The following is a 25,273-nucleotide window of genomic DNA, read 5'->3' as shown; positions in this document are numbered from 1 at the left end:
TCTATTTCAGGACTTCCTTGGCAGAAGTAATAGCAGAATTAATATCCTCTTTAACTTTGGTGATACGCTTCATTTCTGCCGCAAAATAGGACTTCTGGGCTTCTTCTGAAGTCACGCCATTGACATGCTCTTTCGATGTTTTAGACCAATCATTCATCCAAGTCATCATTCCTTTTCTGGCAGCTTCTAGTTCAGCGGCAAGGTCTCTTAAATCAGCGGCAGCCGCTTCGTCATTAGCCTCTTGTGATTTGGCCAGCACTTGTTTTCTAAGGTTCATCACCTCGCCTAGTTTGGGCATCACTTCATCGTGAACATCTATGATTTTATCACGTTCAGCCATTCGGTCATATCCGCCTCCGCAAGACACCGTGATTAATGCTACAAATACTATTGAGAGAAACTTCTTCATATCTCTTAAAATTTGGGCAACCCTAGTAGCTAGAATCAGCTAAACCAACAAATACGCCCTCTACCAATTGATACATTAACTTATCGGGATTGTCAGCATTAAGTTTCAGTTTTCCTCTGATTTTTACACGTTTTGTCGTGTATTTTATTTTCTCCTTCATGGAAATCTCCATAACTGTTTCTGGGCCTCCAGAACCACAGAAGAAACACTCGCTAATTGGTAGGGATGAGATAATGAGTTCAGTTGGCTTGAACATACCATCGAAAGGAATAATAAAGCCATCAATCTCCACAATCTGATCAGCTACTCCTTTGATCTGCTTTCCAAATACAGGGACAAAAACATCTCCATACTCATCTTGCTTAATGTCATAACTAACATCGGCTAAAGTCTTCCATAGTTTAGCGCCTTTCATCTTTACGTCTTGGGCTATGCCTGGAAGCGTAAAAATTGAAATCAGTAATAAAATCAATGTCTTTCTCATGTCTTAATAATTATTCTTCTGCTAATACCTTAGATATATCGGTCTTATAAGCATTAAACGCAGGAATTAAAGAAGCTATCACCCCTATACCCACACTTATAAGCAATACATACAGTTCTTGGTTCACAAAAATCAATCCTGTTATACCAATATCATCCGATTTCTCGTAGGAATTGGCTAGTATTTCCATCAACCCATGTCCCAAAACCATTCCCAAAAGTCCGCCAATTACAGTAATAATAATACCTTCCAGAACTACATGAACAAATAGTTTTATTCTTGCTGCACCAAGCGATCGCATGATCGCCAAATCGTATTTCCGATCTTTTAATGCATTATATAAGGAGATAAAAATACTTAAGCCTGCTATAACAATGATGATATAGGCAAAACTCCTCAGCATATCTACTCCAATGCCTAACAAAGAAAAAAGGCGCTGTGTTTCAAAGGCTGGCGATGCGGCTTGCATATTGGTATTGGCATTAATCATTCTAGGCATCTGAACTGCACCCATCGGCGAGCGGTATTTAATAAGCATCGATGTTATTTCTGCATCTTCGTCGCCCTCAGGCAAACCCGTTTCCCAAGCACTCCCTTCTCCATGAATTTCATGCTCATCGTGACCTTCTTCTTCAGTTTCATCATGATCATGCACTGCCCAAACACTCTCAATATTGGTTAAAATAAGGTTATCAAGCACACTACCACTTTTCTTTAATACGCCTACAATATGATAAATCTGCTCGTCGTGTTCTAAGTCGGCCACTGATAAGCCATGCGCTCCAAAGAACTCATCCCCCTCCTTCATGTTCAGTTTTTCAGCCGCGTTAGCTCCTAAAACCACATCCATATTATTCTTCCACAAAGCCCCAGACCCAATTTCTCCGCTATAAAGGTTGACATAATCATGATTAGTCCCTACAATTCTAAAACCAGCATAATTATCTCCTAATGCCAATGGTATGGCAGATTTTACCAACCTATTTCTAGTAAGGTTTTTCGCCTCATCTAATTTTATATTCCCTGTTGGGAAATCGATATGGTAAACATTGGCCAAAATGAGTTGAAGCGGACTTCCTTTTGCACCTACTACTAAATCTATTCCTCTTTTATTCTTAGAAAGGTTTTCTTCTAGTTGACTGCTCAATAAAATGAGCACTAGAATAATGGCAATGCCCAAACTCATTAATAACACATTGAGCAATGTGCTTAGCGGTTTTGCCTTAATGTAGCTCCAACTTAACGATATCAAATTCATTGGGTATTGAGGTTAAGTGTTAGCTCAAATTCGTCTTTCACCCTTTGGTCGTGGGTGGCAATCAGCAAGGATGCATTATATTTTTCTGCCTGACCTTTCAAGAGGGTCAATACTTTCATTGCATTTTCATCATCGAGGCTTGCCGTAGGTTCATCTGCTAAGATTAATCTTGGCCTGTTCAGTAACGCTCTTGCGATGGTTACCCGCTGTTGTTCTCCTTGACTTAATGTCCTTACCTTTTTATCGACTTTGTGCGCCAGATTTAACTCATCTAAAACTTCATAAACACGGCCTTTATCCTGTGCTGTTCCCGATAAGTACTGTGCCAAGAGCAAATTGTCGCCCACTGAGAGAGCGCTAATAAGGTGTGCCTTTTGAAATACCAGACCGATATTTTGTCCGCGATATTTATCACGTTGCTGCGCTGATAGACCGTATAAATCAGTATTACCAATCACTACTTTGCCCTCTTTTGGTTCCAGCAGGCCTCCTAGAATATGGAGTAACGTAGTTTTACCACTACCAGAGTTGCCCAAAATCAGCAAATGCTCAGTCTCTTTTACCTCCATATGTGGAATAGCAAGGACTTTTTGCGCTGAATATCCGAAACTAAGATTATCTATACTGATCATGCTTTTCTCTATTCATGAGCTAAGTAACGGAAGCTGACTTAATTAATAAAACCAATCGTGTAGAAGTTGAAAAAACCTCTTAAAGGTTTTCTGCGTTATCATTTAGTCTGTCATTTTCCAAGACGTCAGTTTTTGATAAATAAATAATATCTTTACCGCTTACTTAAAGCCTAATATTTAGCTAATGCTTGATTTCTTAAAGCGCAAACCAAAAGTTGAAACAGATTCAGAACCAGAAGCCAAAAAGGGCTTTTTCAGAGAGTTAATCAACGACATTTTGTTTGCACTGATTGCCGTGACAATCATCCGAATGTTTTTCATTGAAGCTTATGCCATACCTACTGGTTCAATGGAAAATTCCATGCTCATAGGAGATCACTTATTTGTAAGCAAAATTCATTTTGGACCAAGAACGCCAAAAACACTGATCCAATTTCCATTGGCGCATCAGAAGTTCTGGGGAACGAACATCCCTTCTTATTCCAAAATCTTACAGGTACCTACTTTCAGGTTACCGGGACTTAGAAGTGTAAGGGCGGGCGAACCTGTGGTATTTAATTATCCTCCGGATTATGACAAAGGCTTTCCACTGGATATTAAGACCTTCTACGTAAAACGTTGTATGGCGACTCCGGGAGACGTTTTTGAAGTAAGAAATAAGCAGATATTCATCAATGGCGAAGCTGTTGAAAACCCTCCTGGCATGCTTACTAGCTTCTTTGTTCAGGCTGATCAAGGAGTTCACCCAAGATACATGAGGGAAATTGGTATTACTGATTATTACGATGACAATCCAAGTGATACCTACGCAACTACAGCGATACCGAACTACCCATTTAGAGATAAACTCGGCTTTAAGATATTCACCACAAATGAAAAGGCGGATCAGTTAGCCAAACTGCCTTTCATAAAAAGTGTAGAAGAAATAACCTACGCAACAGGTGAAGAAAGCGGGTTATTTCCTCAAGCACCGGGCTTTAATTGGACACGTGATTTCTTCGGGCCTCTGAAAATGCCTGAAGAGGGAGAAACTATTGAGCTAACGCCAAAAAACATTGCGCTTTATGGTGAAGCGATAGAACACTATGAGCATAACGATGACGTGCAGATCAATGGTAATGAAGTATTCATTGATGGTGAAAAAGTGACTAGCTATACCTTCAAGCAAGGGTATTATTTTATGATTGGTGACAACCGCCATAACTCTGAAGATTCGAGAACATGGGGTTTAGTGCCCGAAGATCATATTGTGGGAAAACCACTATTTATCTTCTGGTCTATGGACAGAACCAATCCTGATGCTGGTTTCTTCCAAAACATTCGTTTCGATAGAATCCTAGATTTGATCAAGTAGTGATAAGATCAATTTTCTTACTTCTCGTTTTTCTATTCGCAGGGCTACAATTTAGTTCGGCACAAAAGGAGAATACTTGGAAAACCCTAGCCAAAGTAACCATAGAGAAGCGCTTTGACGAAACGCTGAACTACGAGATTGACTTCCCAACCTTCAGCAAGGAGGTTAAAGAAATAAACGGTAAAGAAATTACGCTTCAGGGTTGGATGATTCCGTTAGATGAACTTAGAGGCAAGAACTACTTTGTGCTATCGGCACTCCCTTTTGCCAACTGCTTTTTTTGTGGTGGTGCAGGTCCTGAAACCGTAGTAGAGGTATTTTTAAAAAAGGATCTTTCCTTTACAGAAGATCGCGTAAAAGTTAAAGGTAAGTTGACCATCAATGGCGACGATCCTTTAAAGCTTATGTATATTTTAGAAGAAGCCGAAATCATTGACTGAGTAGGTTTCAAATCAAAATTGAACCTTAGACATGAGAATTTTTGTAGCCCTCCTTATCCTATTCTTTTCAAGTATAGCTTTTGCTCAAGACAAACAAGACGCAGCTCAAATCAGAAAGCTATTTGATGAGGCACTTGAACGAGGCGAGAGTTATGAAATGCTCCGATACCTTACTAAAAATATTGGTGGTAGGCTAAGTGGGTCTCCTCAAGCGGCAGCCGCTGTTGAATGGAGCCGACAGCAAATGAAGGCCTATGGTTTTGACACTGTATACTTGCAACCAGTCATGGTGCCGCACTGGGTTCGAGGGAAGAAAGAAATTGGCCGTGTTGTAAATTCCAAAAAGCTAGGCACCGTTTCAATGAACGTAGTGGCACTTGGCAATTCAGTGGGCACGGGTGCCAAAGGTGTTGTTGGAGAAGTAGTAGAAGTTCAAGATTTTCAAGAACTGGCCAAGTTAGGTCGTGCTGGAGTAGCAGGAAAGATTGTGTTCTTCAATCGACCGATGGATCCTAAATTGATGGATACGTTCCGTGCTTATAGTGGCGCTTCTAACCAAAGAGGTGCAGGACCTTCGGAAGCTGCAAAGTATGGAGCAATTGGGGTAGTAGTTCGATCGCTGAGCTCTTTCAATGATGACGTTCCACATACAGGAGGAACACGATATGCCCTAAATGTGCCGAAAATACCGGCTGTGGCCATCAGTACGAATGGTGCCAATCAATTGAGTGCTTTATTGGAAGATGACAAAGCGCTAAACTTTTATTTCGAAACACATGCCCAAATGCTGGATGACGTTTTGTCTTACAACGTAGTCGGAGAAATTAAAGGTACAGAGCATCCCGAAGAAATTATTGTAGTTGGTGGACATCTAGATTCTTGGGATCTTTCAGAAGGCGCGCATGATGATGGTGCTGGCTGTGTTCAGTCCATTGAAGTGCTTCGTTTAATACAAGCGATTGGATATAAGCCAAAGCGTACCATTCGGGCTGTTATGTTCATGAATGAAGAGAATGGATTGATGGGTGGACGCAAATATGCCGAAATAGCAGAGGAACTTAATGAAAATCACATTGCAGCGCTAGAGTCAGATCGCGGTGGATTCTTACCGATAGGCTTCGGCATAACAGGCACTAAAGCTCAACAAGACAAGCTACTTTCTTGGCAGCCATTATTTACCCCCTACGGCATTCATCAATTAAAACGAGGCGGCGGTGGCGCTGATATTAGTCCATTAAGAACTCAAGATGTTCCTACCATCGGGTATTTACCAGATAGTCAGCGATACTTCAAATACCACCATACAGGTATCGATAATTTCGAAGTCGTTAACCAGCGTGAACTTGAATTAGGTGCAGCGGCTATGGCATCAATGATCTACCTAATCGATAAATACGGTTTATAATTATTATTGTATATCAGCTAATTAGGCTTGTTTATCATTAAAAATAGGTACTATGCATAAAAAGGTACTAGTTTACACAACATATTGAATTTCGTTGCGTTGCATTTATTACTTGTGTCTTAGCAACCTCTTCCTACAGACTGATGTCTCATGTTGAAATGTGAAGACCATTACCCAACAACATTTTTTGCTGGGGAACTCAAAGGCAACATCTATGAAATCACTCAAAGAATTTTTCTGGTTCTGTGCAGGAACCAATCGCTCACTATTAAAACGCTGCCCTACCGATGCATCAAAGTATACAGGAATGGGTGCCGCTGTATTTTTTACAGGTTTACTTGCTTCTCTTTCCGGAGGCTATGCATTCCATACTGTTTTTGACAATGCCATATGGGCAACGGTATTTGGCATTATTTGGGGTATCATTATCTTCAATTTAGATCGTTTTATCGTGTCTACTATGCGCAAGAAAAAAGGCGGATGGTTCAAAGAATTATTTATCGCTTCTCCCAGAATTCTCTTGGCCGTGATGCTCGCCATTGTGATTTCAAAACCCCTGGAGTTAAAAATCTTCTCAAAAGAAATAGATCGGAAATTGGTTTTGTTGGAGGAAGACATCTTCCAAAATGAGATTGCCGCAATAGAAGAAAGGTATAAGACAAGTGGCGAGAACCTACAAAGTCAGATTGCTCAACTAAAAAAGGAAATCAGCGAAAAAACAGTCACCAGAAATGAACTGGCCGATGCAGCCCGACGCGAAGCGGACGGTACTGGTGGTTCTATGAGAAGATCAGCAGGTCCTATCTATCAATTGAAAAAAGCCGATGCCGATCAAGCACAGCTTGAATTGGACAATTTAGTGCGATTAAACAGACCCACTATTGAAACAAAAGAAGCGCAATATGATGTGCTAATAAAGCAAAAAGAAGAGGAGTTGAGTCAGATTAAGAGAAACCCTTGGAATGGTATGGCGGCGCAACTAGAGGCACTTCGTATTCTTGGCGAAGAGAACCGAGCCATTTTCATTGCTAATGTTTTTATAATGCTGCTGTTCATTATGCTAGAATGTACACCTATTATTGTGAAACTAATAGCACCAAGAGGACCATATGATGAGTTATTGGAACTCCGAGAGCACTATTACAAAAACCATAATCTTGAAAAAATCGCAGAAATGGATAGTGCTACTTATGAAAAACTGAAGTACTACGCTAGTTAGACCCTGTGGTTTAACGGCAACAAAAAAGGCTCGCAAACTAAGTTTGCGAGCCTTTTTCTTTAAGCTTTGTTATCTATCTTTTCTTCAAGTAAACCTCTTCTTTAATTTCAAGACGACCTCTTCTTGTTTTCTCAAACGCCTGAAGTTTTCCGTCTTTCATCAACCATACATCGTCGTCATTAGAGAAATGAAACGATCTATTATTCCTTCCTCTTCTTCTGTCGCTATCGTCATCTTCGATGATTAGCTCGCCATCTTTATTGATGAACCACTCTAGATACTCTACTTCCCTTTCTCCTAAAACGTTCAATGACATTTTCAATTCGCCATCTTCTCTAAAGTCGAACCTAATGTCGATGCTTTCAACAATATCTAATGCAAAGTTGCTGATGCCTCTAGCAAATCTTCGAGCAATCCAAGATTCTTCCTCTTCGAGCTCCTCTTCAATTTCATCTCTTGCCTCATCTACATCGATAACAAGATCCCATTGCCCAAGAATATCCTTTTCTCGAACTTTTGATTGTGCTGATAGTGATGCACCTACCATGACTAATAGTAGTGCTGCTGCGATTTTTTTCATATTGACCTGATTTGAGTTTAATGTAATCTTTAATAAAGACTCCAAGAAAGGTAAAAAGTTACAGCACATAGTGGGCATAAACCTGAACGGTTGGAAAGAAAGGGTGTGTGGAAAATATGCTGGTTAATCGATTAACTAAAAATACAACACGCTGACTGTCTGATATTTCATCTCTTCAGATGTCATAATTTGACATAGCCCGCTTGTTCTAGCAGTGGTTTTTTGCTCCGCACAAACACGCCTTCACCATGGGCAACAACTTTTCCTTTGCTATTCACTATTTCAGATTTAGCGACAAAAGATTGGCCATCAACTTTCACAATTTTCCCTTTGGCTGTTAATGCATCCACTTGCACAGGACGAATAAATTGTATGGTGTAGGATTTAGTGAGTAGAAAAAAATCTAACTCTAGTGAAGCAGCGGCAAAATAAGCCGCGTCATCCAATAGCTTAAAGTAGATGGCACCATGCATAGCTTCTGCCGCATGGAAATAAGCTGGTTTTATATTAAGGGTATACACCGACTTACCTTTACCGACTTTCATCTGTGCTCCTGAAAGCATGTCTTGAATTGGTGCCGAATGAAAAAGGTTTTCTAGCCTTTGAAAATGGTCAAGACTCATAATCTGCCATTAAACCAAATTGAATAAAATGATGCTTAAAGTGTTTCCTATGGAAAAGAAACCATTCTTGAGCAGTCATAGGCCCACCATATGGATGGTTGGCTAAAAATTCCGGATTACTGTCCATGAAGCCGACAAAGCTTTCTATTTCTTTAAGCAATTTGGCCTTCGCCTCTTCTAAATTAGCCGACCTCAGTGGTTGCAATTCATTTTTACCGGTGGGCGATGGAACGGATCGCCTCATTGGGCTATCTTTCATCAAGTAGGCTTTCAATCTTGGAAAATCTTCTTCCTTAGAAACTACAGGAATGTTAATTCTCCCGATTGACATTTTAAAAGTGACAATAAGGTGTTCAAGCATGTGGTGCGGCGTCATTAATCCCCAATTCGGTGCATCCTCTTGCGACAGGTTATCTAACAAGGCGGGTACCTCAACATCAAAAAAATGACGTACTTCTTTTATCTCCTTTTCCATATTCTAAAATAAAAAAGGCTCCGTAAAACGGAGCCCTATCTTCTTAAATTAATCTTCTCCCAAGAATGGGTATCTGTAATCTTTCGGCGGTACAAATGTTTCCTTAATTGTTCTTGGAGAAACCCAACGCAATAAGTTAATCATTGAACCTGCCTTATCATTTGTTCCAGACCCTCTAGCTCCACCAAATGGTTGTTGGCCTACAACAGCCCCAGTTGGTTTATCATTGATATAGAAGTTACCAGCAGCGTTTTCAAGCCTTTTTGTAGCTCTTTCTACAGCATATCTATCTTTACTAAAAATAGAACCTGTTAATGCATATGGAGAAGTTGAATCAAGTAAAGCCATAGTCGCTTCAAACTCATTCTCTTCATAAACATAAATGGTAATTACAGGGCCGAAAATCTCCTCACACATTGTCGTGTATTTCGGATCTTTAGATAACAATACAGTCGGTTCTACGAAATAGCCTTTTGACTTGTCATAGTTTCCACCTGCAATAATTTCTACATCAGGGCTAGCTTTTGCCCCATCGATGTAGGCTGCAATATTATCGAATGACTTCTCATCGATAACCGCATTAATGAAGTTTCCAAAGTCTTCAGTTGGTCCCATTTTAAAAGTTGCCAAATCAGCTTGAACGTACTTCTTAACATCCTCCCAAAGGTTCGATGGAATGTAGGCTCTAGATGCGGCAGAACATTTCTGACCTTGGTATTCAAAGGCTCCTCTTGAAATAGCAGTTGCCACTTCTTTAGCATTCGATGATTTGTGTACCATGATAAAATCTTTACCTCCAGTTTCTCCAACGATTCTAGGGTAAGATTTGTACTTGTAAATGTTTTCACCAATTGTTTTCCAGATGTGCTGAAACACGCCTGTACTTCCCGTAAAATGGATGCCACCAAAATCAGCGTGATTGAAAATCACATCTCCGGCAGTTGGGCCATTTACATAAACAAGGTTAATCACACCATCAGGAACCCCAGCTTCTTGGAAAACTTCCATTAACACATTCGCAGAATAAATCTGCGTGTTAGATGGTTTCCAAACAATGGTGTTACCCATCATGGCCGCAGAAGTAGGTAGGTTACCTGCAATAGCGGTAAAGTTGAAAGGTGTTAAAGCAAAAACGAACCCCTCCAAAGGTCTCTGCTCCACACGGTTCCAAATACCAGGTGCCGAATTTGGCTGCTGAGCGTAAATCTCAGTCATGTATTGTACGTTGAAACGCAAAAAGTCAATGAACTCACAAGCTGCATCAATTTCAGCTTGATATGCATTTTTTGACTGACCCAACATGGTCGCTGCATTAATCTTAGCTCTGTAAGGACCTGCAAGAAGTTCAGCAGCTTTTAAGAAGATAGAAGCTCTGTGCTCCCAGCTCATATCTGCCCAGTCAGATTTTGCAGCCATAGCTGCATCAATTGCCGCAGTTACATGCTCAGAACTACCTTCATTGAAGTGCCCTAAAATATGTTGGTGATCATGTGGTGGCGACATTGGTTTTTTATTATCCGTAGTCACTTTTTCTCCACCGATGTACATCGGTACATCTATTTCTTTGGCCCTTGCCTCAGCCAAAGCGGCTTTCAGCTCCTCCCTTTCCTTAGAACCTGGTGCATAGCTTAATACAGGTTCGTTGACTGGGGCGGGTACATTGAAAAATCCAGTTGCCATAGTTTACTTTTTTATTTTGATCAAAATGATTGTCGCAAATATACAGTTTCAATTTACTGTTATGAAGCCGACTTTTATAGAATGCTTTTCAGCTCAATTAAGTTCTGAATTTCATGTTGAATTGTGGAATTCGTCTGTTGCTGTTCGGGGTTAAACCAAACATAATCCATTCCCACATTTTTTGCTCCTGCTATATCCGAATCAAGGTTGTCGCCAATCATGATAGATTGTTCCAAAGGCGCTTTTGCTAAGTTCATAGCCAATTCAAAAATCTCTTTATTCGGTTTTCTGTAGGCGGTGGTCTCTGAGGTAACTACCACATCAAAATACTTTCTCAAGTCCGAACTATTCATCTTAGTGGATTGAATATCATCGAAACCATTGGTAATCACATGTAACTGATATTTTTCGGCCAAGTAGTCTAATACTAAATGCGCATGGTCGAATACCTTTTCCTTGGTTGGTGCGAGTTGAATATATTCTTCTTCGATATTCTTCGGCATATCCGAAGCTTTAGCCCCTAGTTTTTCAAAAATCGTTTTAAACCGAAGCGCACGGATATCTGGTCGCTGAATCTTCCCGATGTTATACAAATCCCATAAGCCGTAATTGACCTCAAAAAATATTTTAGCCAGATCCGTTTTATCGAATAGCTCAAGTCTTTGGAAATTATACTGATCGTATAAATCACCCAAGGCCTCGGTGGCGTTGGCGTCATAATCCCAAAGGGTATGATCAAGGTCGAAAAAAATATGCTTGTATTTAGACAAAATAGTTTTTGAAGAGAACTAATACTTCTAATTTAAGTTTGAGTTGCGACCAATAATTACTTCAATTTACCAATCATGATGATTGGATTATCTTCTGGCTGCACATTCTGTAATATTTGAATATGCGGAGGTAATGATGAAATCTTATCTTGGTGTGTTTCGAACCATTCAGCTATTCTTTCAGCAGGAATTGTCGAAATCAGTTCTCCATTTCTAGATATATAGGATGGTTTGAAGGCAACAAAACCATCTAAATCATTCACATAACCATGACTAAGTTCCTTGTTTTTCGCTATACGTGTTTCACCGCTAGCCTTTTCGAACAAACCAGAGTATGAGACACCCTGAAAATCGATTTCGAAGCATACAAATTTATCACTCTCTAAGATCCCTGTTAAGCGCATGCGTTCTTTTAAATCATTTCCCACCACGGTTTCTTGTTCTTCGTACGGAATGCCGTATGATTGGAAACTCATCACATATGCACTTTCCATACTTTCTAGAGAAATATGGAATATAGTGTCATTATAAGTCTCCTTGAACATAACCTCGTTGTTGTAAGTTTGAAGGTAGGTTATAGAAAACTGAATACGATTAGGGTTATTTTCAAATGTCAAATGATTTGGAAAGCTCTTTTTAACATCTCCTGATCTATCGAAAATTAGAATTCTATTCTTCTCACTACCACTCATATTAGAGATATAGCCTAAGAAATGGGTACTATCCAAATAGCTATAAGCACTTAAAAATCCAGCAGACATCATATCGTCTGTTTGGTTTATGATTGTCGGTAAATTCACAAAATCCAAGGCACTTCTACCATCTAATGGGTAACCAATCAGTTTTTCCTGATTCCGGCTGGCATAAACGCTATTTGTAAACGTATTTACACCAAGATTCCTAGCACTCAACCTATAGCCTTCTGGGTCGTCACCGGCGTGACCTAGATCCTTAACATACCCTCCTGTTCTTCTGTTAAACAGAGATATTCTTTTACTATCTTTTAACAAAATGAGGGAATCCCCAATTAAGCCACATATGTGTGGAAACCTGTAGAGCGTAGATGAATTGGTTTCCAGTTGCACGTATTCAATGTCAGAAACCAATTCGCTTAGGTTTATCGGCGAAGGATTATCGAAAGCCTCTGAAATCTGAATAACAGGAATACTTTGAATGCCCTCTATTTTATCTTCACAGGCGAGGAATAATGAAAGCAGTGAAAGTAATAGGAGGCTCTTTTTCATTTTCTGATTGTGTTGATATCAATATAGCATTAACGCAGATTTTCTTAAATAGCTACCCACAATGAATCACCCCCCCCCCAAAAAAAACATGATCTTTTAAGCACCATGTATTAGTCTTCAACCTAATTCCAAAAGTTGCAGAATATATAACGATTATTTCTGTAAGCCTCTATTTTGCATGCGACTTTGCGCTAATTCCCGGTTAGATTTTAAGACTTCGAAAACCTCTTGATCTTTCAATAAGGTGCTGTCTTTGATCAAGAACTCAAAAATTCGGTTTGTCATTTCTTCCACTTCTTCTCGAATACCATAAAACACCCACTGATCTACTTTTCTTGCGCTTACCATACCCGAGTTTTTCAAGTAGGTAATGTGTCTAGATGTCTTGGTTTGAGTGAATTCAAGAATATGCTCAAGGTCGGATATCGTGAGTTCTCCATTTCTATGAAGTAAGTGCAGAATACGCAAACGCGCCTCGTCAGAGACTGATTTGAAAATTTGACTACCGAAGCTGAGACTAAAGTTCTTGAGGCGCATGGGTTAAGAATTGTTAATTTGAACAGAATAAATCTATTTCACCAATCAATTTCCGCTTTTTGAGTGTTATCATTGTATGTGCAAAGTAAATCATGCATTTAATCCAATTGATTTATTTTCCGTTAAAGAGAATAGATCATCGTTTCTGTGAAGATTAAAACGCTAAAATATTACCTATTATTCAGTTTTTCCTTTCTAACATTAGGATTTTCATCCGGTGATTTAAAGGCGCAAGACATCACAGAACGTCCAATCGTGCAGCTTTCGGCTTTGGTTATGAATGCCGACAGTACTCAGACGATCCCTTATGTTCACATATTCGACCAACGTGGTAGAGGTAACAATACGGACTTTCGTGGTTGGATAAATCATGCTTTTTTTGCCGGCGATAGCTTAACGATCAGTGCAGTGGGCTTTAAAAATATTCGCGTAAAGGTTCCAGAAGATATTGGTGACCAATGGACAGTCATATTTGCTCTAGAATCTGAAGCTAGGCAACTTCAAGATGTCGAGATTAATCCTTTCCCTTCCGAAGAGTTATTTAAAGAGGCTATTCTAGCCATGAATTTGACAAATGATCAGGAAAACATAATGAATAATTTCGCACCTGAGGTTATTCAGGAACTTATTAGAATAACCCCTTTAACGGCTAGTCCGAGTGCGAACTTTCGCTTTATGCAAAATCAGCAGTTGATCAATTTGCAGAATAGCGCAGGACCTAGAGCCAATCCTTTATTGAACCCTTTTGCTTGGGGTCAGTTCATAAACTCTCTGAAGCGGAAAAAGAAAAAGTAAGCATTGCTTACCAACCTCTGTCTACTTTAAAACTGATCAAGATATCAGTACCCAATAATTCATCTTCAGCATTTGTATACCATGCTCTATTTTTTGGAATTCGAAGGCCTTTCTCGATAATCATATCGTCTAACACAATGTATTCACCGTCATTCTTCGCTTCATCATGATAAAAGCGGTAGCCCACCATAGCATATGTATTGGGGTTAAAATAGAAGTACCAGATGTCTTTACCCACTGATTCGTCATAAGTCACCCGCAAAGCCAGTACGTCTTTTTCCATAAAAGTAGTTTCAATCACTTCGTCGCCAATCTTGGTGCCAGTATCTGTCAATTTCATGGGCAAACCATACAAGAAGGTATAGTAGTCTCTCCATCTTTTTGCTCTTTCATCTGTTAAACTCAAGGAATCGGCTTGTTCTGTGGAACTTGGTCGAGCGAAATCCGTCTTAAAATCGCATTTGCCTTCACCATCTACCATCCATTCGAGTAACTGACCTCCGCTTAATACTGACAGGTGAAAAGAGCCTTTTATGTTATCAATTACCACATTGCTGGTTCTAGCTGCCATTTTTGGGCTTTCCATTTCAATCACCATTTCCATTTTCACCTTATCCCACCAGCCATCTGGATCGTGAAAAGCAATGGTTCTATTGACCAATTGTTGTGGGGTAATAGACTGTGCTTCGATTTGAAAAAGGAAGAATGTGAGGAATACAGAGATGACGAACTTCTTCATAGCTTATGATTTGAACTGTAATTTATAAAGCCTTGGGCCTTTATTACAGTAGATGTTTTATTTTTGCGCTTTATACAGCCAATTTATTTTTTAATGAACATCCCCGCTTGGAAAGCAGAATATTTAGAACCCATCTTAGCAATAGCTCTGGTGACTATAGGTTTTAGTATCTATCACTTCGCTTCAATTTCCGAAAAACTAACGCAAAGCTATAAAGATAAATATGGTGAAACCCGCGGTCATACAAAGGCTACTTGGTTTTATCGATACCTTGGCGCCATGACGATTGGCATTATTCCAGCGATAATTATGCTTTTAGTACTCGACAAAAATTTGTCTGACTATGGTATAGCTTTCCAGAATCATGATATTTCCCTTTACTGGATTTTTGGTTTGGCCTTAATCATTGTGCCAATGAACTTTTTCAACTCGAAAAAGGAAAAGAATTTGGCCTTTTACCCCAACGTTCGTGAAAAAGAGTGGACTAAGCCCATGGTGGCCAAAAATGCTTTTACTTGGTGTGCCTACCTTTTCGGGTACGAGCTTATGTTCCGAGGACTACTATTATTTGCCACTGTACCACTATTGGGTGAATGGCCAGCGATAATTCTGAACGCTGCCTTATATGCACTTGTTCATGTGCCTAAAAATTTGGAAGAAACGATCGGTGCCGTACCATTAGGCATTATTCTTTGCCTTATTACTTTAACAACTGGAACCATTTGGGTTGCCTTTTTTGTACATATTACGCTTGCGCTATCAAACTTCTTTTTCTCGCTCAAGCATCACCCTGAAATGAAAGTGAACTAATGTCGAAGCGAATATTCATTACAGGAAGCACAGGTTTTATTGGTCAAAAATTGACTATGAGGCTAGCAGATGAAGGCAATAAAGTGGTGGCGCTTATCAGATCACAGGCCAAAGCCAAAGACTTACAACATGAAAACATCTCTTTTGTAGAAGGTGACCTATTTGCTCTAGAGGCGCTCAATAAAGGAATGGAAGGCTGTCAGGAAGTCTATCATCTGGCGGCATTTGCCAGTGTATGGGCTAAAGGCGACACTTTTAAGTCGGTAAATATCGATGGAACGCTAAATGTTCTGGCTGCCGCTAAGGCACAGGGTGTAGAAAAGGTAGTCGTTACGTCTACAGCAGGTGTAATAGGGCCCGCGATTGATGGACCAGTTAATGAGGAAACACCACGTCAGGTGGGTTTCTTCACAGAATACGAAAGCACCAAGTACGAATCGGAACTAAAAATAAAAGCCTTAGTAAAGGAAGGTCAGCACGTGGTAATTGTTAACCCAACACGTGTTTATGGGCCTGGCCCTCTTAACGTTAGTAACTCAGTTACTAAACTTATCAAGCAATACATTGCTGGTAAATGGAAATTTATTCCTGGAGATGGCAAAAGCACGGGTAACTATGTCTTTGTTGATGACGTCATCAATGGACACATCCTAGCCATGGCCAAAGGTCGTGCTGGTGAAAGATATTTATTGGGAGGAGACGATGCTACGTATCATGAATTGTTTGATATGATTGCAGCCATTGGAGGTCGAAAATATAAACTCTATCATATGCCTTTGGGCATACTTTTAGCTTTTGGTAAAATTCAGCTCTTCTTGGCCGAAAAGTTTGGTCGCCAACCACTGATTACACCGGGATGGGTAAGAAAGTACCTTTATAAGTGGAGTGTATCTAGCGCTAAAGCGGAAAACGAGCTAGGCTATCAGATCACTTCGCTTAAAGAAGGAATTGAGCAAACTGTAGACTGGCTGAAAGAAACTCATGACTGATCAATCAAAAACATACACACTTGTTACTGGTGCTAGTAATGGCATTGGCAAAGCATTGGCAGAAAGTTGTGCTGAACGGGGCTTTAATGTCTTGTTGGTAGCTTTGCCTGAACCAAAACTTGACGAGGTTACTGCTGCCCTAAAAGCGCAATATCCTAATCAGTCTTTCGATTCTTTAGGTTCGAATATGATGGACAAAGAAAGTCCTCAAAATATTTACGATTGGTGCCAAACGAACGGTTATCAAGTCGATATTTTAATCAACAACGCGGGGCTTGGTAACTCAGGTCCTTTCTTGAGTAGAGATAGCAGCTTTTACTTTGGCCAAATGCAGCTGAATATGGTGGCCTTGGTTATGCTCACTCATTTATTTCTGCCTGAAATGAAGACCCTGCCTAAGGCATATATCTTAAATGTTGGGAGTATGGCCTCGTTCTTCGACATACCTTATAAAGGCATTTACTCTGCTACGAAACGTTTTGTTTACTCGTTTTCAAGGTCATTGAGAAAGGAATTGGAAGCCACGAATGTTGGCATAACCGTACTTTGCCCGGCTGCAGTTCTTACCAATCCTGATGTGGTTCAACGCGATAAGGAAATGGGTAAAGCTTCCAAAATGACGCAACAAACACCAAAAGAAGTAGCTGAATATGCGCTAGGCAGAATGTTTAGGGGCAAACCAGTGGCTATTCCGGGCTTTATGCCGAAAGCATACAAAGCGCTCGGCAGAATTATCCCTTATTCAACGCAAATGCGAATGCTCGCCAACGCGTTTATTAAACAGTCGCGATAGACCATAAAAAAAGCTGCTTCAAAACCTTCCCAATAAAAGGACCTTTTGAAGCAGCTTCTTGGATTATTCTTTTGGCTTAATTGTCGATCAAGTAACGGGTCATGCTTCGTCCGTTGACTTCCGCATATTTAGTATCAATATCCCATCTCACGTCCATTCTTTCAATCATAAAATCACCTCGTACTTCGGTGTATTTCATATCTACTGATCGATCGAATTTAGCGTCGTTGAAATTAGCCCCATCTCTAAACTTGGTATACTTAAACATGGCATCCTCATCGAAGAATGTCTTCTCAAATTGAGCCATTTCTTCAAATTCAGCATACTTAAAGGTTGACTCTCTGTTGAAAGATGACCCAGTAAATATTGATGCTCGCTCGAATTCTGAATATTTAAACATCGCATTTCTATTAAACGTACAGTTTTCGAATTTCACGTCATCTTCAAAATCAGCTGTAAAAGTGTACTCCGATCTTTTATCGTGAAAGTAAGCGAGTACATCATCTTCAAATGTGCAGTTAACAAATGAGACTTTCGATTTAATCAATTCATCCACTTCGTTGTCCCCTCCATTTCTCCACCATCTCCTTCGTGTTGGCAAATCATCTAGTTTTTCATCCATAAAGGTGAAATCTAGTACGCCAGTAATGGTTACATCTTGATAGGAAACATCTTTGCCTGCTTTTAGCGCTTGCATAATTTCAGAAGCATCGACTGTTTTTTGTGCTAAGGCTGATGTGGAAATAAAAGCTAGCATGACCAATGCTGCACCTATTGTTCTAATAATATTATTTGTTTTCATGACCTTTTTGGTTTGAGTTGCTATATAGACTTAAAAACGTAAGTTTAGTTACATACGTTTATTATAAGATGTAAAGGAGGGCAAAAGGGTTGCATAAAAAAAGCCCGAACCGTCTGTTCGAGCCTTTTTATCAACCAAAATATTTTTAATGTGTTTTATTAGAACCTGAAGGTCATCCCTGTTTCGATACTGTTATTGAAATAACCTCTAAAGGCGGTGCTCAATATATTGTCATTATTAGCCTTACGATTGACCAAGTTTGCTTTGATGTACCACAACTTTCTTTTTGCTAAGGGAACATTCAATCGAATACTAGTTCTTATGTAATTATACTTCAAGGTTTGCTCCGATTCTCCGATGGTAAGCGTAGTGAATTTTCTCATGTTATACTTAATGGAGCCTGAAACTGAAAAGCCTTTTTGTTTATAGTTCAGCCTTGCTCCTGGAGAGAGTTCGCTATAGCCAAAACGCTGTTCTGAATCTCCTCTACCGATAAAATATAAGCCAAGTGTATAGTCAAAATTGGTGTTGTTGTTTTTAATATTGTATTCTAAATCAGCCCTGTAAAACAACCATTGTCTTTCTTCGGCAATAAAGGCGATGGGGTTGTTAGGTCGTGCAACGACTTCATTTTCTTCTTCCTCTTCCTCCTCTTCTTCGCTTTCATCATCCAACTCCAGATCTGTATAATATCGATATTCTATACCTCCAGAAAAGGAGATTTTATTGATGTTTTCTGCCTTGTTCCATTTCTTACTCAATGCGAAACTTGTCTTAGCGGAATGATAGGACACTTTTTCTCCTAAATCATTCTGATCATAGGCTTTGAACGTATAAGCCGTTTCAGTTTTAAACCATACTTTTTTCCCAAAGTAGAAATCCCAATGTAGTGGCAAGACAAATTTCGTATAGGAAAAAGTAGTTCTCAATACACCATCAGATTCGTTAATGCCTTGTTGAGATCTTCTTGAAAAAGCAGGAGCGATTTCAATATATTTTCCTTTGGCATAGCGCTTTCTATAAGATGATCTTAGATTTAATGTAAATCGATCTGCATCTGGGTTCGTATGAAAATTCGCATATGAAGATGTGAACCCAAGTTTCCATCTACCCTCTTTAAATTTCTTTTCAAAGTCGCCACTAAAAGACACTCCCTCATAGAAGCCACTGGTAAGAATGTCTTGCCTTGTTAAGGTCTCTCCTGACCTAATAAGTGTACTGGGGCTTAAGAAAATATTGTGCTCATAGCCGGCAAAACCGCCTGCTTTGTATTTTTTATCCCACTGGCCAAATAACCCGTTACTGACAAAGAATAGTAAGGCCATCAAAATTGATAGTCGTTTCATCTAATTTTTGTTTTTGGTTGATAAATTCTGATTGATTTGCTGCTACAAGCACATCGATGTTTTTTTGCGGATGTAGCGCGTATGTCAATTGGTCTTTTCTACTTTCTTTATAGTCCACAAAAGCTATGGCCAAGAAAGAAGCCAGTACAGATACATACAGTGATTTCGATTTATTAAGCCTCATATTTTTTCGTTTTTATAGTTTCTAAAATGCGCCTTAAGCCTTTTCTATTGGCTAATTGAATTCCCAATCCAGGTCGAACATTGACTTCCATGATCATCGGGCCTTTGTGCTGATCAATGACTAAATCGACTCCTAAATATTTAAGTGGAAAAACATCTGCCACGGCTTTCGCCATATCCATGATTTTTGCCCAATAGGGTACTTCTAGACCAGTTATGGGTTGATTGCTATCTGGATGGTGAGATAAGTACTTCTTTCCGTTATAGGCGGATGTCAATACTCCCTCCGACAGCTCAACGCCTATACCTAACCCTCCTTGATGAAGGTTGGCTTTTCCATCAGATGCTTTGGTTGGCATTCTGAGCATCCCTATTAAGGGCACGGATTCAAGCAAAATTATTCTGAAGTCGGGCACGCCTTCTTTATAGATTTCCCCAAAGAAATGATGCGGGGTTACAAATTCTTCAACGATGGCTTTATCATTATCTCCAAAGGAATAAAGTCCGAAAAGAACATTGGCCACATGATGGTAAATCTGCTCTTCTGATATAGCCGTTGCACCACTATACCATTGACCTTTCCGTTGTTTCAAGATCATAATTCCTTTACCCCCGGCGCCTTTTGCGGGTTTAATAACTAGGTTCTCTTTGTTCTGAACTGACTGCCAAATCAAGTCGATTTCAGCGAGATGATGGATAACACCAAATGTTTTAGGGCATGGAATATTATGCTTATGAAAGATCTCTTTTGCCAGACATTTATCATCGGCTAGCTTATAGTCAGCCCTTTTATTGTATTGGTAAATGAAGTCGATATTGCGCTCATTAATCCCCATTACTTCGGATTCTAGTTTTTGAAATTTTGCAATTAGGTTCTTCATCTTTTAAGCTTTTACAGTGTTTAAAAATCTGCCGTATTCTAACACTCTAAACCCTATCCACTTACCTAGCAGCAGGTTAATTCCTGCGAAAGTCAGCATGATTTCAGGAAATGTGATGAGGAAGTTTTGAATGGTCGTGGAATTCAAAACAAAGAATATGATAACGGTTACGGCGAGAGTTTGTAGGTACATTTCCATTGCCGTTCTGAATCCATCTTCATCAATAGTTCTGGCTACTTTTTCAGAAACTAGTGTTAGAATAATGAAAGGGAAGAATAATGGTGTTGTAGCTGCGAATTGCGTGCTATTTGAAAACCCTTGTACTAAACCTAGGACCACAATTACGACTGCGGACATCATTAAAGTAAGTTTCGCGGTGTGCTGTACGCCCCATTTGGTTAGTGGATAATTTAAGCCCGCTACAATGAATATGATACCGGTGAAGAGAATCAAACCAGTGACTAACCCTGTTTCAATAAGGGCTACACTAATAAGTACCGGAAGAAAAACACCTATGGTTTTAAAACCAATGACATTTTTTAAAATACCTATAAGTAAGGCTCCTAATGGTAGTAGCAGAATTACTCTCAACATTTTCAGTGGTACTTTATGCGCATCGCTAAGCTGCCATAGGTCTAGGAGGGCAAATTTGGCAAACGAGTTATTTCTTTGTTCTTGAATTTTGTATTCATAATCGAAAGTGATTCCAGGGCTTCTTGTAATGAGAAAGTTATCTCCGGCGTAAAGTTTTAAATAGTGTGATGGCAGTGCCGAGAAATAACCATTCAAAGGGTCGAAAGGCACCCAGGTTTCGTTGACTTTAATTTCAACCCAAGCATGGGAAGTCTTTTTCTCTGAGGCTTCCATAATAATGCCTCCAATCATTCTAGCAGGTATTTTGGTTGCTCGGCATAATGCCACCAAAAGCCTACTTTTCCCGTTGCAAGATGCTTCTTGATCTTCAAAAGCCGTTACAGCATCCGTAAGCTCATTCGTCCCGTTCGATGGAAGCGCATAAACGTAGCTATAGTATGCTTTTAAGATGTCTTTGAGGCCTGTTAACTCCCCTTTCAGATCTTGTGCAAGCTTATTAATGGTCTCGTTATCGGATTGGATATAATTTGTTGGCGAAAGAGAATTGATTTGACTGATCGAGAAATAGGGGGAATAGATTATTTCGTCAGAAATCTGATACTCAACAGACTTTCCCTGAAAAAGGAACGAAAGGCTTATTTCTTCAAGCCCATCTGCTGTTCCTTCCCATCTGGCCACTTTGTTGTTTTCAACTTCAGTTGTTTTGGGTGAAAGATTCTTCTGTAAAACAGAGATAGTTTGTCGGTCATCGTTTTGAGGAACAAAAGTTTCAATCCAATATGGCTTTTCTCCTCGAACGGAAAAATCATAGGTCAATTCATACCGATGACCTAGTTCGTTAAGGGCTATCCGGTTTGTATTAGAAATAATTCTAACCCCAATCCAAAGGAGCGGAAGCACAAGCAAGAGCAGGCTAATTGCTTTATATGACTTTTTTGGTTGCATGCTTTTGAATACGCTTGCATGCTAAGTACCCCACCCCCAACATAAAAAAAGCCATCATGACTACATGACGGCTTTAAATTATTAATGATATGTTATGCTATTCTGGTGCTACTTCTGACTTGTAGATTATAACGCCATTGGCTACGAAGGCTAATTCTTCTTTGTCTTCAGTAATGGCTGCAATAACTTCCTCTGACTTACCAGCATCCTTTGCATAATGCTTAAGTGTTTCCACATCAGTTACAGTTCTCGTGACCATACCGTCGATTAATGCTTCATTACCTTCCATTCCTTCTTTGGGTACGAAAAATCCGTAATCCTTAAAAGTAACCCTCATTTCTTCGCCATCGGCCAATACAAGGTTCATCCAGCAGCCTTTCATGGCGCAAGTAGCCGTAATTTCACCTTTAACTTTCACAAAAACGGTGTCAGATTTAGCTAACTGCGCTTCCATTTCAGACACGGTGATCATACCCTCGTCATTTATTTCTTCACCATAAGTACCTACTACTTCGGCTTTATTTTCTTCTTTGGTCGCTCCGCAAGAAAACATAACTGCTGCGAGCACTAGAAATAATACATTCTTCATAATTCTCTCCTTTTATAGTCGTAAAGATATCAAGTAATTATTTGTCAGACTAATGACTTTAATCAGTTTCTGAACACGTTTTCTACTTTGTTTTTCCTTTCAAGTCTGAAATTGTTTTTTCCAAATAAGCCAAGGCCGCTTCCGGACTTGCTATCTGCATACCATCAGCAGCCATAAACATTTCGCCTGTTCCTCTCATTAACCATTCCGCAGAAACCTGCTTTTGCTCTTTTTCTAAGCTTAATATTTTCTCTAGCACCGGCCCACTAGGATAGCTCAATCTACCCTTCTTATTCACTATGTTGAACATAACTGAGCTAGACACTTGAATCCGCTTTGCGAAACCACTCTCGGAGTCTCCAAATGCTTTAATAAGTTCTCCTATTCTGTGGTTTATAGTAGACATTTAGAAATAACTTGGTCTAGAAGTAGAATTTGTAATTGCGCTGCAACTTAAGCAACCTGGTTCAATTAATTTTTCATCTAAAAGACATTGAACGCATCCGAAAGGTACCGTTAGGAGTGGAAAGACCTTATCTCCTAAAAAAAGACATGGGTCAACAAAAAAGACCGGTATATCATTGTTCGTCATCAGTAAGCGCGTGGTATCAATACCGATTACCTCAAAGAATCCAAAGACTTCCTCCTCCGGATCGGAGCTCTTGATATTCCCTTGCAACTTACCTACAATCGGATCGAATATCGAACCATTTGTGATTGTCAGTGTACGCACTTTTTCCCAATAATCATGATTTTCTTCACTAATAGAAGACTGAATCAAATTGAAGTAATGTTTATTCTGAAAGCTGTTATCTATTTTTCTAGTGATTATTGGCCGATTGTTTAAATCGCTTCTCCGGATGTTTCGCCCATCTAGTAAATAGATTTGGTCGGCACCTAGTTTATTTTGGATATAGCATTGGCCTCTACCTCCTGCTCCCGGAAACCAGAAGACTGGTAAAAAGGCAGTCAGCGTAGAGTAAACTTCTTCAATTTCCCAACGAATGAAAAAGTCTTCGGGTAAATCAGAGGGTAGCTTAGAATCACCAAAAATTCTGACCACATCGTTTTCAATATTGGCTCCTGAAGATGTTATATCACGTTCTACACCAATCTCGTATCTCAATTCATCTTGCGCAATAATAGGCATCAACTCTTGAAAGTCTGTACGATAAATTCGACCTGATACATCGGCTTCTAAACGATATGAATTGCCAAAATCGCCTGGAGAGTCCGAAGGCTGCATTGTATAAACACCCGGCTCTTTTTCAAGAAATATTCTTACCAAACCATTATTATCAATTACACGAACTGTTGCTCCAGAAATTGGCGTTGGTGCTGTTTCCGGGCCGCGTGTTCTAGATATGATCACCTCATTAGCGCTATTACTATTGCTGATTCTACCGTAAATAACAAGACCATCCTCTACTTCTTGAATATCTAATTCAATTACTTCAGTACACCCAGTAAACAATACTAACAACAATAAAACCATTCTCGCTTGGCGCTTGATATAGTTTGGGACGTATGACGTATTATATGGCATTAGTAAGCATTTAAAAATAGCTCGGTCTACTAGTTGAATTAGATATTGTGAAACAAAAAAGACATTCTTCCTCTATCAATTTTTCATCTAAAAGACATTGAACACAGCCGAATGGTACTGTTAAAAGCGGTGGTACTTTATCACCCAAAAAGAGACATGGATCTACGAAAAAAACGGGTATATCGTTATTTGTCATTAGCAGTCTCGTTGTATCTATGCCTATCACTTCAAAAAAACCAAACACCTCTTCGGTTGGATCTTCACTTGAAATATTACCATTCAATTCTCCAACAACTGAATCGAAGATTGACCCATTGGCTACGGTTAAAGTTTTTACCTTTTCCCAGTAGTCATGATTTTCTTCACTAATAGAGGATTGAATCAAATTGAAGTAATGCTTATTCTGAAAGCTATTATCAATTACTCTTGAAATGATCTTTCGGTTGTTCAGTTGGCTATTTCTGATTTGTCTTCCATCCAGTAAAAAGATATTATCGCCTCCCAACTTATTCACGATGTAACATTGCTGTTGCGGTGGTGCGCGGGGAAACCAAAATACTGGTAGCACTGTGGTTAATGTACTGTAAGCCTCTTCTATTTCCCATCTGATAAAAAACTTTTCAGGCAGATCGTTTGGTAAACTAGAATCGCTAAAAATATTCACCACATCATTGCTGATCGACGCACCAGAAGCTGTGATATCTCTTTGAACGCCAATTTCATAGCGTAATTCATCCTGAGCGATGACTGGCATTAGCTCTTGAAACGCTGTTGAATAAACTTGTTGATCGACGACGGCTTCTAAACGATAAGAGTTGCCAAATTCGCCTGGAGCATCTGAATTTTGGAGCACATATAAACCGGGTTCGGTTTCGACAAATAGCCTTGCCACATCATTGTTGTCTATCACACGAACGGTAGCTCCACTTACCGGTAACTGTGCTCTTTCTGCTCCTTGAGTTCTAGCAATAGTAACCTCGTTGGCATTGTTACTATTGCTGATTCTACCATAAATAACAATGCGATCGGCAGCTTCTTCAATGTTCAGTTCTATAACCTCCGCACAAGCCGTTAGGAAAAGTAGAGGCAATAACACAAGGCTAGTTCCTTTCTTTAAGGTGGTAAGAAAAGAATGTGCCTTTTTATTCATT

At 39.6% G+C, this 25,273-nt stretch carries 29 protein-coding genes; 8 read left to right on the top strand and 21 right to left on the bottom strand.

What is annotated here, in order from left to right; all coding sequences use genetic code 11:
• Position 1: 1 nt before the first annotated feature.
• Genes JXQ92_RS12715 through JXQ92_RS12700 form a run of 4 tightly spaced genes read right to left on the bottom strand, consistent with a single transcriptional unit; the run spans position 2 to position 2,783 of the window.
• Entirely contained in the window at positions 2–409 is a 408-nt protein-coding gene (locus JXQ92_RS12715) for a hypothetical protein (RefSeq protein WP_421986998.1), read from the bottom strand.
• A gap of 22 nt (positions 410–431) precedes the next feature.
• Complete coding sequence (locus tag JXQ92_RS12710) at positions 432–893, bottom strand: hypothetical protein (protein ID WP_421986997.1); 462 nt, start codon at positions 891–893, stop codon at positions 432–434.
• A 10-nt stretch (positions 894–903) separates the two neighbouring features.
• Complete coding sequence (locus JXQ92_RS12705; RefSeq protein ID WP_421986996.1) at positions 904–2,151, bottom strand: ABC transporter permease; 1,248 nt, start codon at positions 2,149–2,151, stop codon at positions 904–906.
• Positions 2,148–2,783 (bottom strand): ABC transporter ATP-binding protein, encoded by a 636-nt coding sequence (locus JXQ92_RS12700; RefSeq protein WP_421986995.1) that lies wholly within the window; start codon positions 2,781–2,783, stop codon positions 2,148–2,150. The genes JXQ92_RS12705 and JXQ92_RS12700 overlap by 4 nt, the downstream gene beginning before the upstream one ends.
• A gap of 184 nt (positions 2,784–2,967) precedes the next feature.
• Between JXQ92_RS12700 and lepB the strand changes: the two genes are divergently transcribed.
• The 4 genes from lepB (at position 2,968) to JXQ92_RS12680 (ending at position 7,201) form a co-directional block, all read left to right on the top strand.
• Positions 2,968–4,137, top strand: coding sequence for a signal peptidase I (gene lepB, locus JXQ92_RS12695; RefSeq protein ID WP_421986994.1), 1,170 nt, complete (start codon positions 2,968–2,970; stop codon positions 4,135–4,137).
• Positions 4,137–4,577, top strand: a complete 441-nt coding sequence (locus JXQ92_RS12690) for a hypothetical protein (RefSeq protein ID WP_421986993.1) — start codon at positions 4,137–4,139, stop codon at positions 4,575–4,577. The genes lepB and JXQ92_RS12690 overlap by 1 nt, the downstream gene beginning before the upstream one ends.
• Before the next feature lie 31 nt (positions 4,578–4,608).
• Positions 4,609–5,982, top strand: coding sequence for a M28 family peptidase (locus JXQ92_RS12685; protein ID WP_421986992.1), 1,374 nt, complete (start codon positions 4,609–4,611; stop codon positions 5,980–5,982).
• Positions 5,983–6,196: 214 nt separating this feature from the next.
• On the top strand, positions 6,197–7,201 hold the full coding sequence (locus tag JXQ92_RS12680) for a DUF4407 domain-containing protein (RefSeq protein WP_421986991.1): 1,005 nt from the start codon (positions 6,197–6,199) through the stop codon (positions 7,199–7,201).
• A gap of 73 nt (positions 7,202–7,274) precedes the next feature.
• Here the strand turns inward: JXQ92_RS12680 and JXQ92_RS12675 are convergent, their stop codons facing one another.
• The 7 genes from JXQ92_RS12675 to JXQ92_RS12645 all read right to left on the bottom strand — a co-directional run bounded on the left by JXQ92_RS12675 (position 7,275) and on the right by JXQ92_RS12645 (position 13,110).
• On the bottom strand, positions 7,275–7,781 hold the full coding sequence (locus JXQ92_RS12675; protein ID WP_421986990.1) for a hypothetical protein: 507 nt from the start codon (positions 7,779–7,781) through the stop codon (positions 7,275–7,277).
• A gap of 182 nt (positions 7,782–7,963) precedes the next feature.
• Positions 7,964–8,404 carry a PaaI family thioesterase gene (locus JXQ92_RS12670; RefSeq protein WP_421986989.1) on the bottom strand — a complete coding sequence of 147 codons (441 nt, stop codon included), beginning with the start codon at positions 8,402–8,404 and terminating at the stop codon, positions 7,964–7,966.
• The gene (locus JXQ92_RS12665; RefSeq protein WP_421986988.1) at positions 8,394–8,879 is read right to left on the bottom strand and encodes a hypothetical protein; all 486 of its coding nucleotides are present in this window, start codon (positions 8,877–8,879) and stop codon (positions 8,394–8,396) included. The genes JXQ92_RS12670 and JXQ92_RS12665 overlap by 11 nt, the downstream gene beginning before the upstream one ends.
• Positions 8,880–8,927: 48 nt before the next feature.
• Complete coding sequence (pruA, locus tag JXQ92_RS12660) at positions 8,928–10,559, bottom strand: L-glutamate gamma-semialdehyde dehydrogenase (RefSeq protein WP_421986987.1); 1,632 nt, start codon at positions 10,557–10,559, stop codon at positions 8,928–8,930.
• 74 nt (positions 10,560–10,633) lie between these two features.
• The gene (locus JXQ92_RS12655; RefSeq protein WP_421986986.1) at positions 10,634–11,329 is read right to left on the bottom strand and encodes a YjjG family noncanonical pyrimidine nucleotidase; all 696 of its coding nucleotides are present in this window, start codon (positions 11,327–11,329) and stop codon (positions 10,634–10,636) included.
• A gap of 56 nt (positions 11,330–11,385) precedes the next feature.
• The gene (locus JXQ92_RS12650) at positions 11,386–12,573 is read right to left on the bottom strand and encodes a 6-bladed beta-propeller (protein WP_421986985.1); all 1,188 of its coding nucleotides are present in this window, start codon (positions 12,571–12,573) and stop codon (positions 11,386–11,388) included.
• Positions 12,574–12,726: 153 nt separating this feature from the next.
• The gene (locus tag JXQ92_RS12645; RefSeq protein WP_421986984.1) at positions 12,727–13,110 is read right to left on the bottom strand and encodes a metalloregulator ArsR/SmtB family transcription factor; all 384 of its coding nucleotides are present in this window, start codon (positions 13,108–13,110) and stop codon (positions 12,727–12,729) included.
• A gap of 147 nt (positions 13,111–13,257) precedes the next feature.
• Between JXQ92_RS12645 and JXQ92_RS12640 the strand changes: the two genes are divergently transcribed.
• Positions 13,258–13,905: a hypothetical protein gene (locus JXQ92_RS12640; protein ID WP_421986983.1), complete on the top strand. Its 648-nt coding sequence runs from the start codon at positions 13,258–13,260 to the stop codon at positions 13,903–13,905.
• 7 nt (positions 13,906–13,912) lie between these two features.
• Here JXQ92_RS12640 and JXQ92_RS12635 read toward each other — a convergent pair whose 3' ends face one another.
• A complete protein-coding gene (locus JXQ92_RS12635; RefSeq protein WP_421986982.1) occupies positions 13,913–14,644 on the bottom strand; it encodes a DUF6503 family protein in 732 nt (243 codons plus the stop codon).
• Positions 14,645–14,737: 93 nt separating this feature from the next.
• Between JXQ92_RS12635 and JXQ92_RS12630 the strand changes: the two genes are divergently transcribed.
• From JXQ92_RS12630 to JXQ92_RS12620, 3 genes are read left to right on the top strand one after another with little or no spacing between them, the layout of a single operon-like run.
• Complete coding sequence (locus JXQ92_RS12630; RefSeq protein WP_421986981.1) at positions 14,738–15,454, top strand: CPBP family intramembrane glutamic endopeptidase; 717 nt, start codon at positions 14,738–14,740, stop codon at positions 15,452–15,454.
• Positions 15,454–16,443, top strand: a complete 990-nt coding sequence (locus tag JXQ92_RS12625) for an SDR family oxidoreductase (protein ID WP_421986980.1) — start codon at positions 15,454–15,456, stop codon at positions 16,441–16,443. The genes JXQ92_RS12630 and JXQ92_RS12625 overlap by 1 nt, the downstream gene beginning before the upstream one ends.
• Entirely contained in the window at positions 16,436–17,236 is an 801-nt protein-coding gene (locus JXQ92_RS12620; protein ID WP_421986979.1) for an SDR family NAD(P)-dependent oxidoreductase, read from the top strand. Before JXQ92_RS12625 ends, JXQ92_RS12620 begins: the two co-directional genes overlap by 8 nt.
• Positions 17,237–17,312: 76 nt before the next feature.
• Here the strand turns inward: JXQ92_RS12620 and JXQ92_RS12615 are convergent, their stop codons facing one another.
• The 9 genes from JXQ92_RS12615 to JXQ92_RS12575 all read right to left on the bottom strand — a co-directional run bounded on the left by JXQ92_RS12615 (position 17,313) and on the right by JXQ92_RS12575 (position 25,272).
• Positions 17,313–18,038: a pentapeptide repeat-containing protein gene (locus JXQ92_RS12615; RefSeq protein WP_421986978.1), complete on the bottom strand. Its 726-nt coding sequence runs from the start codon at positions 18,036–18,038 to the stop codon at positions 17,313–17,315.
• Between the two features lie 158 nt (positions 18,039–18,196).
• Entirely contained in the window at positions 18,197–19,384 is a 1,188-nt protein-coding gene (locus tag JXQ92_RS12610) for a hypothetical protein (RefSeq protein WP_421986977.1), read from the bottom strand.
• Positions 19,338–19,568, bottom strand: a complete 231-nt coding sequence (locus JXQ92_RS12605) for a hypothetical protein (protein ID WP_421986976.1) — start codon at positions 19,566–19,568, stop codon at positions 19,338–19,340. Before JXQ92_RS12605 ends, JXQ92_RS12610 begins: the two co-directional genes overlap by 47 nt.
• Positions 19,558–20,448, bottom strand: a complete 891-nt coding sequence (locus JXQ92_RS12600) for a sugar-transfer associated ATP-grasp domain-containing protein (RefSeq protein ID WP_421986975.1) — start codon at positions 20,446–20,448, stop codon at positions 19,558–19,560. Before JXQ92_RS12600 ends, JXQ92_RS12605 begins: the two co-directional genes overlap by 11 nt.
• A gap of 3 nt (positions 20,449–20,451) precedes the next feature.
• Positions 20,452–21,987 carry a 7TM domain-containing protein gene (locus tag JXQ92_RS12595; protein ID WP_421986974.1) on the bottom strand — a complete coding sequence of 512 codons (1,536 nt, stop codon included), beginning with the start codon at positions 21,985–21,987 and terminating at the stop codon, positions 20,452–20,454.
• Between the two features lie 97 nt (positions 21,988–22,084).
• The gene (locus JXQ92_RS12590) at positions 22,085–22,576 is read right to left on the bottom strand and encodes a DUF4920 domain-containing protein (RefSeq protein ID WP_421986973.1); all 492 of its coding nucleotides are present in this window, start codon (positions 22,574–22,576) and stop codon (positions 22,085–22,087) included.
• Positions 22,577–22,658: 82 nt separating this feature from the next.
• Positions 22,659–22,982: a hypothetical protein gene (locus JXQ92_RS12585; RefSeq protein WP_421986972.1), complete on the bottom strand. Its 324-nt coding sequence runs from the start codon at positions 22,980–22,982 to the stop codon at positions 22,659–22,661.
• A complete protein-coding gene (locus tag JXQ92_RS12580; RefSeq protein ID WP_421986971.1) occupies positions 22,983–24,122 on the bottom strand; it encodes a DUF4249 family protein in 1,140 nt (379 codons plus the stop codon). It abuts the gene before it with no gap.
• Between the two features lie 10 nt (positions 24,123–24,132).
• Entirely contained in the window at positions 24,133–25,272 is a 1,140-nt protein-coding gene (locus JXQ92_RS12575) for a DUF4249 family protein (RefSeq protein ID WP_421986970.1), read from the bottom strand.
• Position 25,273: the final 1 nt, after the last annotated feature.

This window comes from Roseivirga sp., assembly GCF_049099775.1.
Lineage (GTDB): Bacteria > Bacteroidota > Bacteroidia > Cytophagales > Cyclobacteriaceae > Roseivirga.
This window is presented reverse-complemented; position numbering and strand designations above follow the sequence as displayed.

Excerpts from the sequence above, each read along its gene's own strand:
- JXQ92_RS12715 (WP_421986998.1), bottom strand. The coding sequence starts at position 409 with ATGAAGAAGTTTCTCTCAATAGTATTTGTAGCATTAATCACGGTGTCT.
- JXQ92_RS12710 (WP_421986997.1), bottom strand. The coding sequence starts at position 893 with ATGAGAAAGACATTGATTTTATTACTGATTTCAATTTTTACGCTTCCA.
- JXQ92_RS12705 (WP_421986996.1), bottom strand. The coding sequence starts at position 2,151 with ATGAATTTGATATCGTTAAGTTGGAGCTACATTAAGGCAAAACCGCTA.
- JXQ92_RS12700 (WP_421986995.1), bottom strand. The coding sequence starts at position 2,783 with ATGATCAGTATAGATAATCTTAGTTTCGGATATTCAGCGCAAAAAGTC.
- lepB (WP_421986994.1), top strand. The coding sequence starts at position 2,968 with ATGCTTGATTTCTTAAAGCGCAAACCAAAAGTTGAAACAGATTCAGAA.
- JXQ92_RS12685 (WP_421986992.1), top strand. The coding sequence starts at position 4,609 with ATGAGAATTTTTGTAGCCCTCCTTATCCTATTCTTTTCAAGTATAGCT.
- JXQ92_RS12680 (WP_421986991.1), top strand. The coding sequence starts at position 6,197 with ATGAAATCACTCAAAGAATTTTTCTGGTTCTGTGCAGGAACCAATCGC.
- JXQ92_RS12675 (WP_421986990.1), bottom strand. The coding sequence starts at position 7,781 with ATGAAAAAAATCGCAGCAGCACTACTATTAGTCATGGTAGGTGCATCA.
- JXQ92_RS12670 (WP_421986989.1), bottom strand. The coding sequence starts at position 8,404 with ATGAGTCTTGACCATTTTCAAAGGCTAGAAAACCTTTTTCATTCGGCA.
- JXQ92_RS12665 (WP_421986988.1), bottom strand. The coding sequence starts at position 8,879 with ATGGAAAAGGAGATAAAAGAAGTACGTCATTTTTTTGATGTTGAGGTA.
- pruA (WP_421986987.1), bottom strand. The coding sequence starts at position 10,559 with ATGGCAACTGGATTTTTCAATGTACCCGCCCCAGTCAACGAACCTGTA.
- JXQ92_RS12650 (WP_421986985.1), bottom strand. The coding sequence starts at position 12,573 with ATGAAAAAGAGCCTCCTATTACTTTCACTGCTTTCATTATTCCTCGCC.
- JXQ92_RS12645 (WP_421986984.1), bottom strand. The coding sequence starts at position 13,110 with ATGCGCCTCAAGAACTTTAGTCTCAGCTTCGGTAGTCAAATTTTCAAA.
- JXQ92_RS12635 (WP_421986982.1), bottom strand. The coding sequence starts at position 14,644 with ATGAAGAAGTTCGTCATCTCTGTATTCCTCACATTCTTCCTTTTTCAA.
- JXQ92_RS12630 (WP_421986981.1), top strand. The coding sequence starts at position 14,738 with ATGAACATCCCCGCTTGGAAAGCAGAATATTTAGAACCCATCTTAGCA.
- JXQ92_RS12625 (WP_421986980.1), top strand. The coding sequence starts at position 15,454 with ATGTCGAAGCGAATATTCATTACAGGAAGCACAGGTTTTATTGGTCAA.
- JXQ92_RS12620 (WP_421986979.1), top strand. The coding sequence starts at position 16,436 with ATGACTGATCAATCAAAAACATACACACTTGTTACTGGTGCTAGTAAT.
- JXQ92_RS12615 (WP_421986978.1), bottom strand. The coding sequence starts at position 18,038 with ATGAAAACAAATAATATTATTAGAACAATAGGTGCAGCATTGGTCATG.
- JXQ92_RS12610 (WP_421986977.1), bottom strand. The coding sequence starts at position 19,384 with ATGAAACGACTATCAATTTTGATGGCCTTACTATTCTTTGTCAGTAAC.
- JXQ92_RS12605 (WP_421986976.1), bottom strand. The coding sequence starts at position 19,568 with ATGAGGCTTAATAAATCGAAATCACTGTATGTATCTGTACTGGCTTCT.
- JXQ92_RS12600 (WP_421986975.1), bottom strand. The coding sequence starts at position 20,448 with ATGAAGAACCTAATTGCAAAATTTCAAAAACTAGAATCCGAAGTAATG.
- JXQ92_RS12595 (WP_421986974.1), bottom strand. The coding sequence starts at position 21,987 with ATGCAACCAAAAAAGTCATATAAAGCAATTAGCCTGCTCTTGCTTGTG.
- JXQ92_RS12590 (WP_421986973.1), bottom strand. The coding sequence starts at position 22,576 with ATGAAGAATGTATTATTTCTAGTGCTCGCAGCAGTTATGTTTTCTTGC.
- JXQ92_RS12585 (WP_421986972.1), bottom strand. The coding sequence starts at position 22,982 with ATGTCTACTATAAACCACAGAATAGGAGAACTTATTAAAGCATTTGGA.
- JXQ92_RS12580 (WP_421986971.1), bottom strand. The coding sequence starts at position 24,122 with ATGCCATATAATACGTCATACGTCCCAAACTATATCAAGCGCCAAGCG.
- JXQ92_RS12575 (WP_421986970.1), bottom strand. The coding sequence starts at position 25,272 with ATGAATAAAAAGGCACATTCTTTTCTTACCACCTTAAAGAAAGGAACT.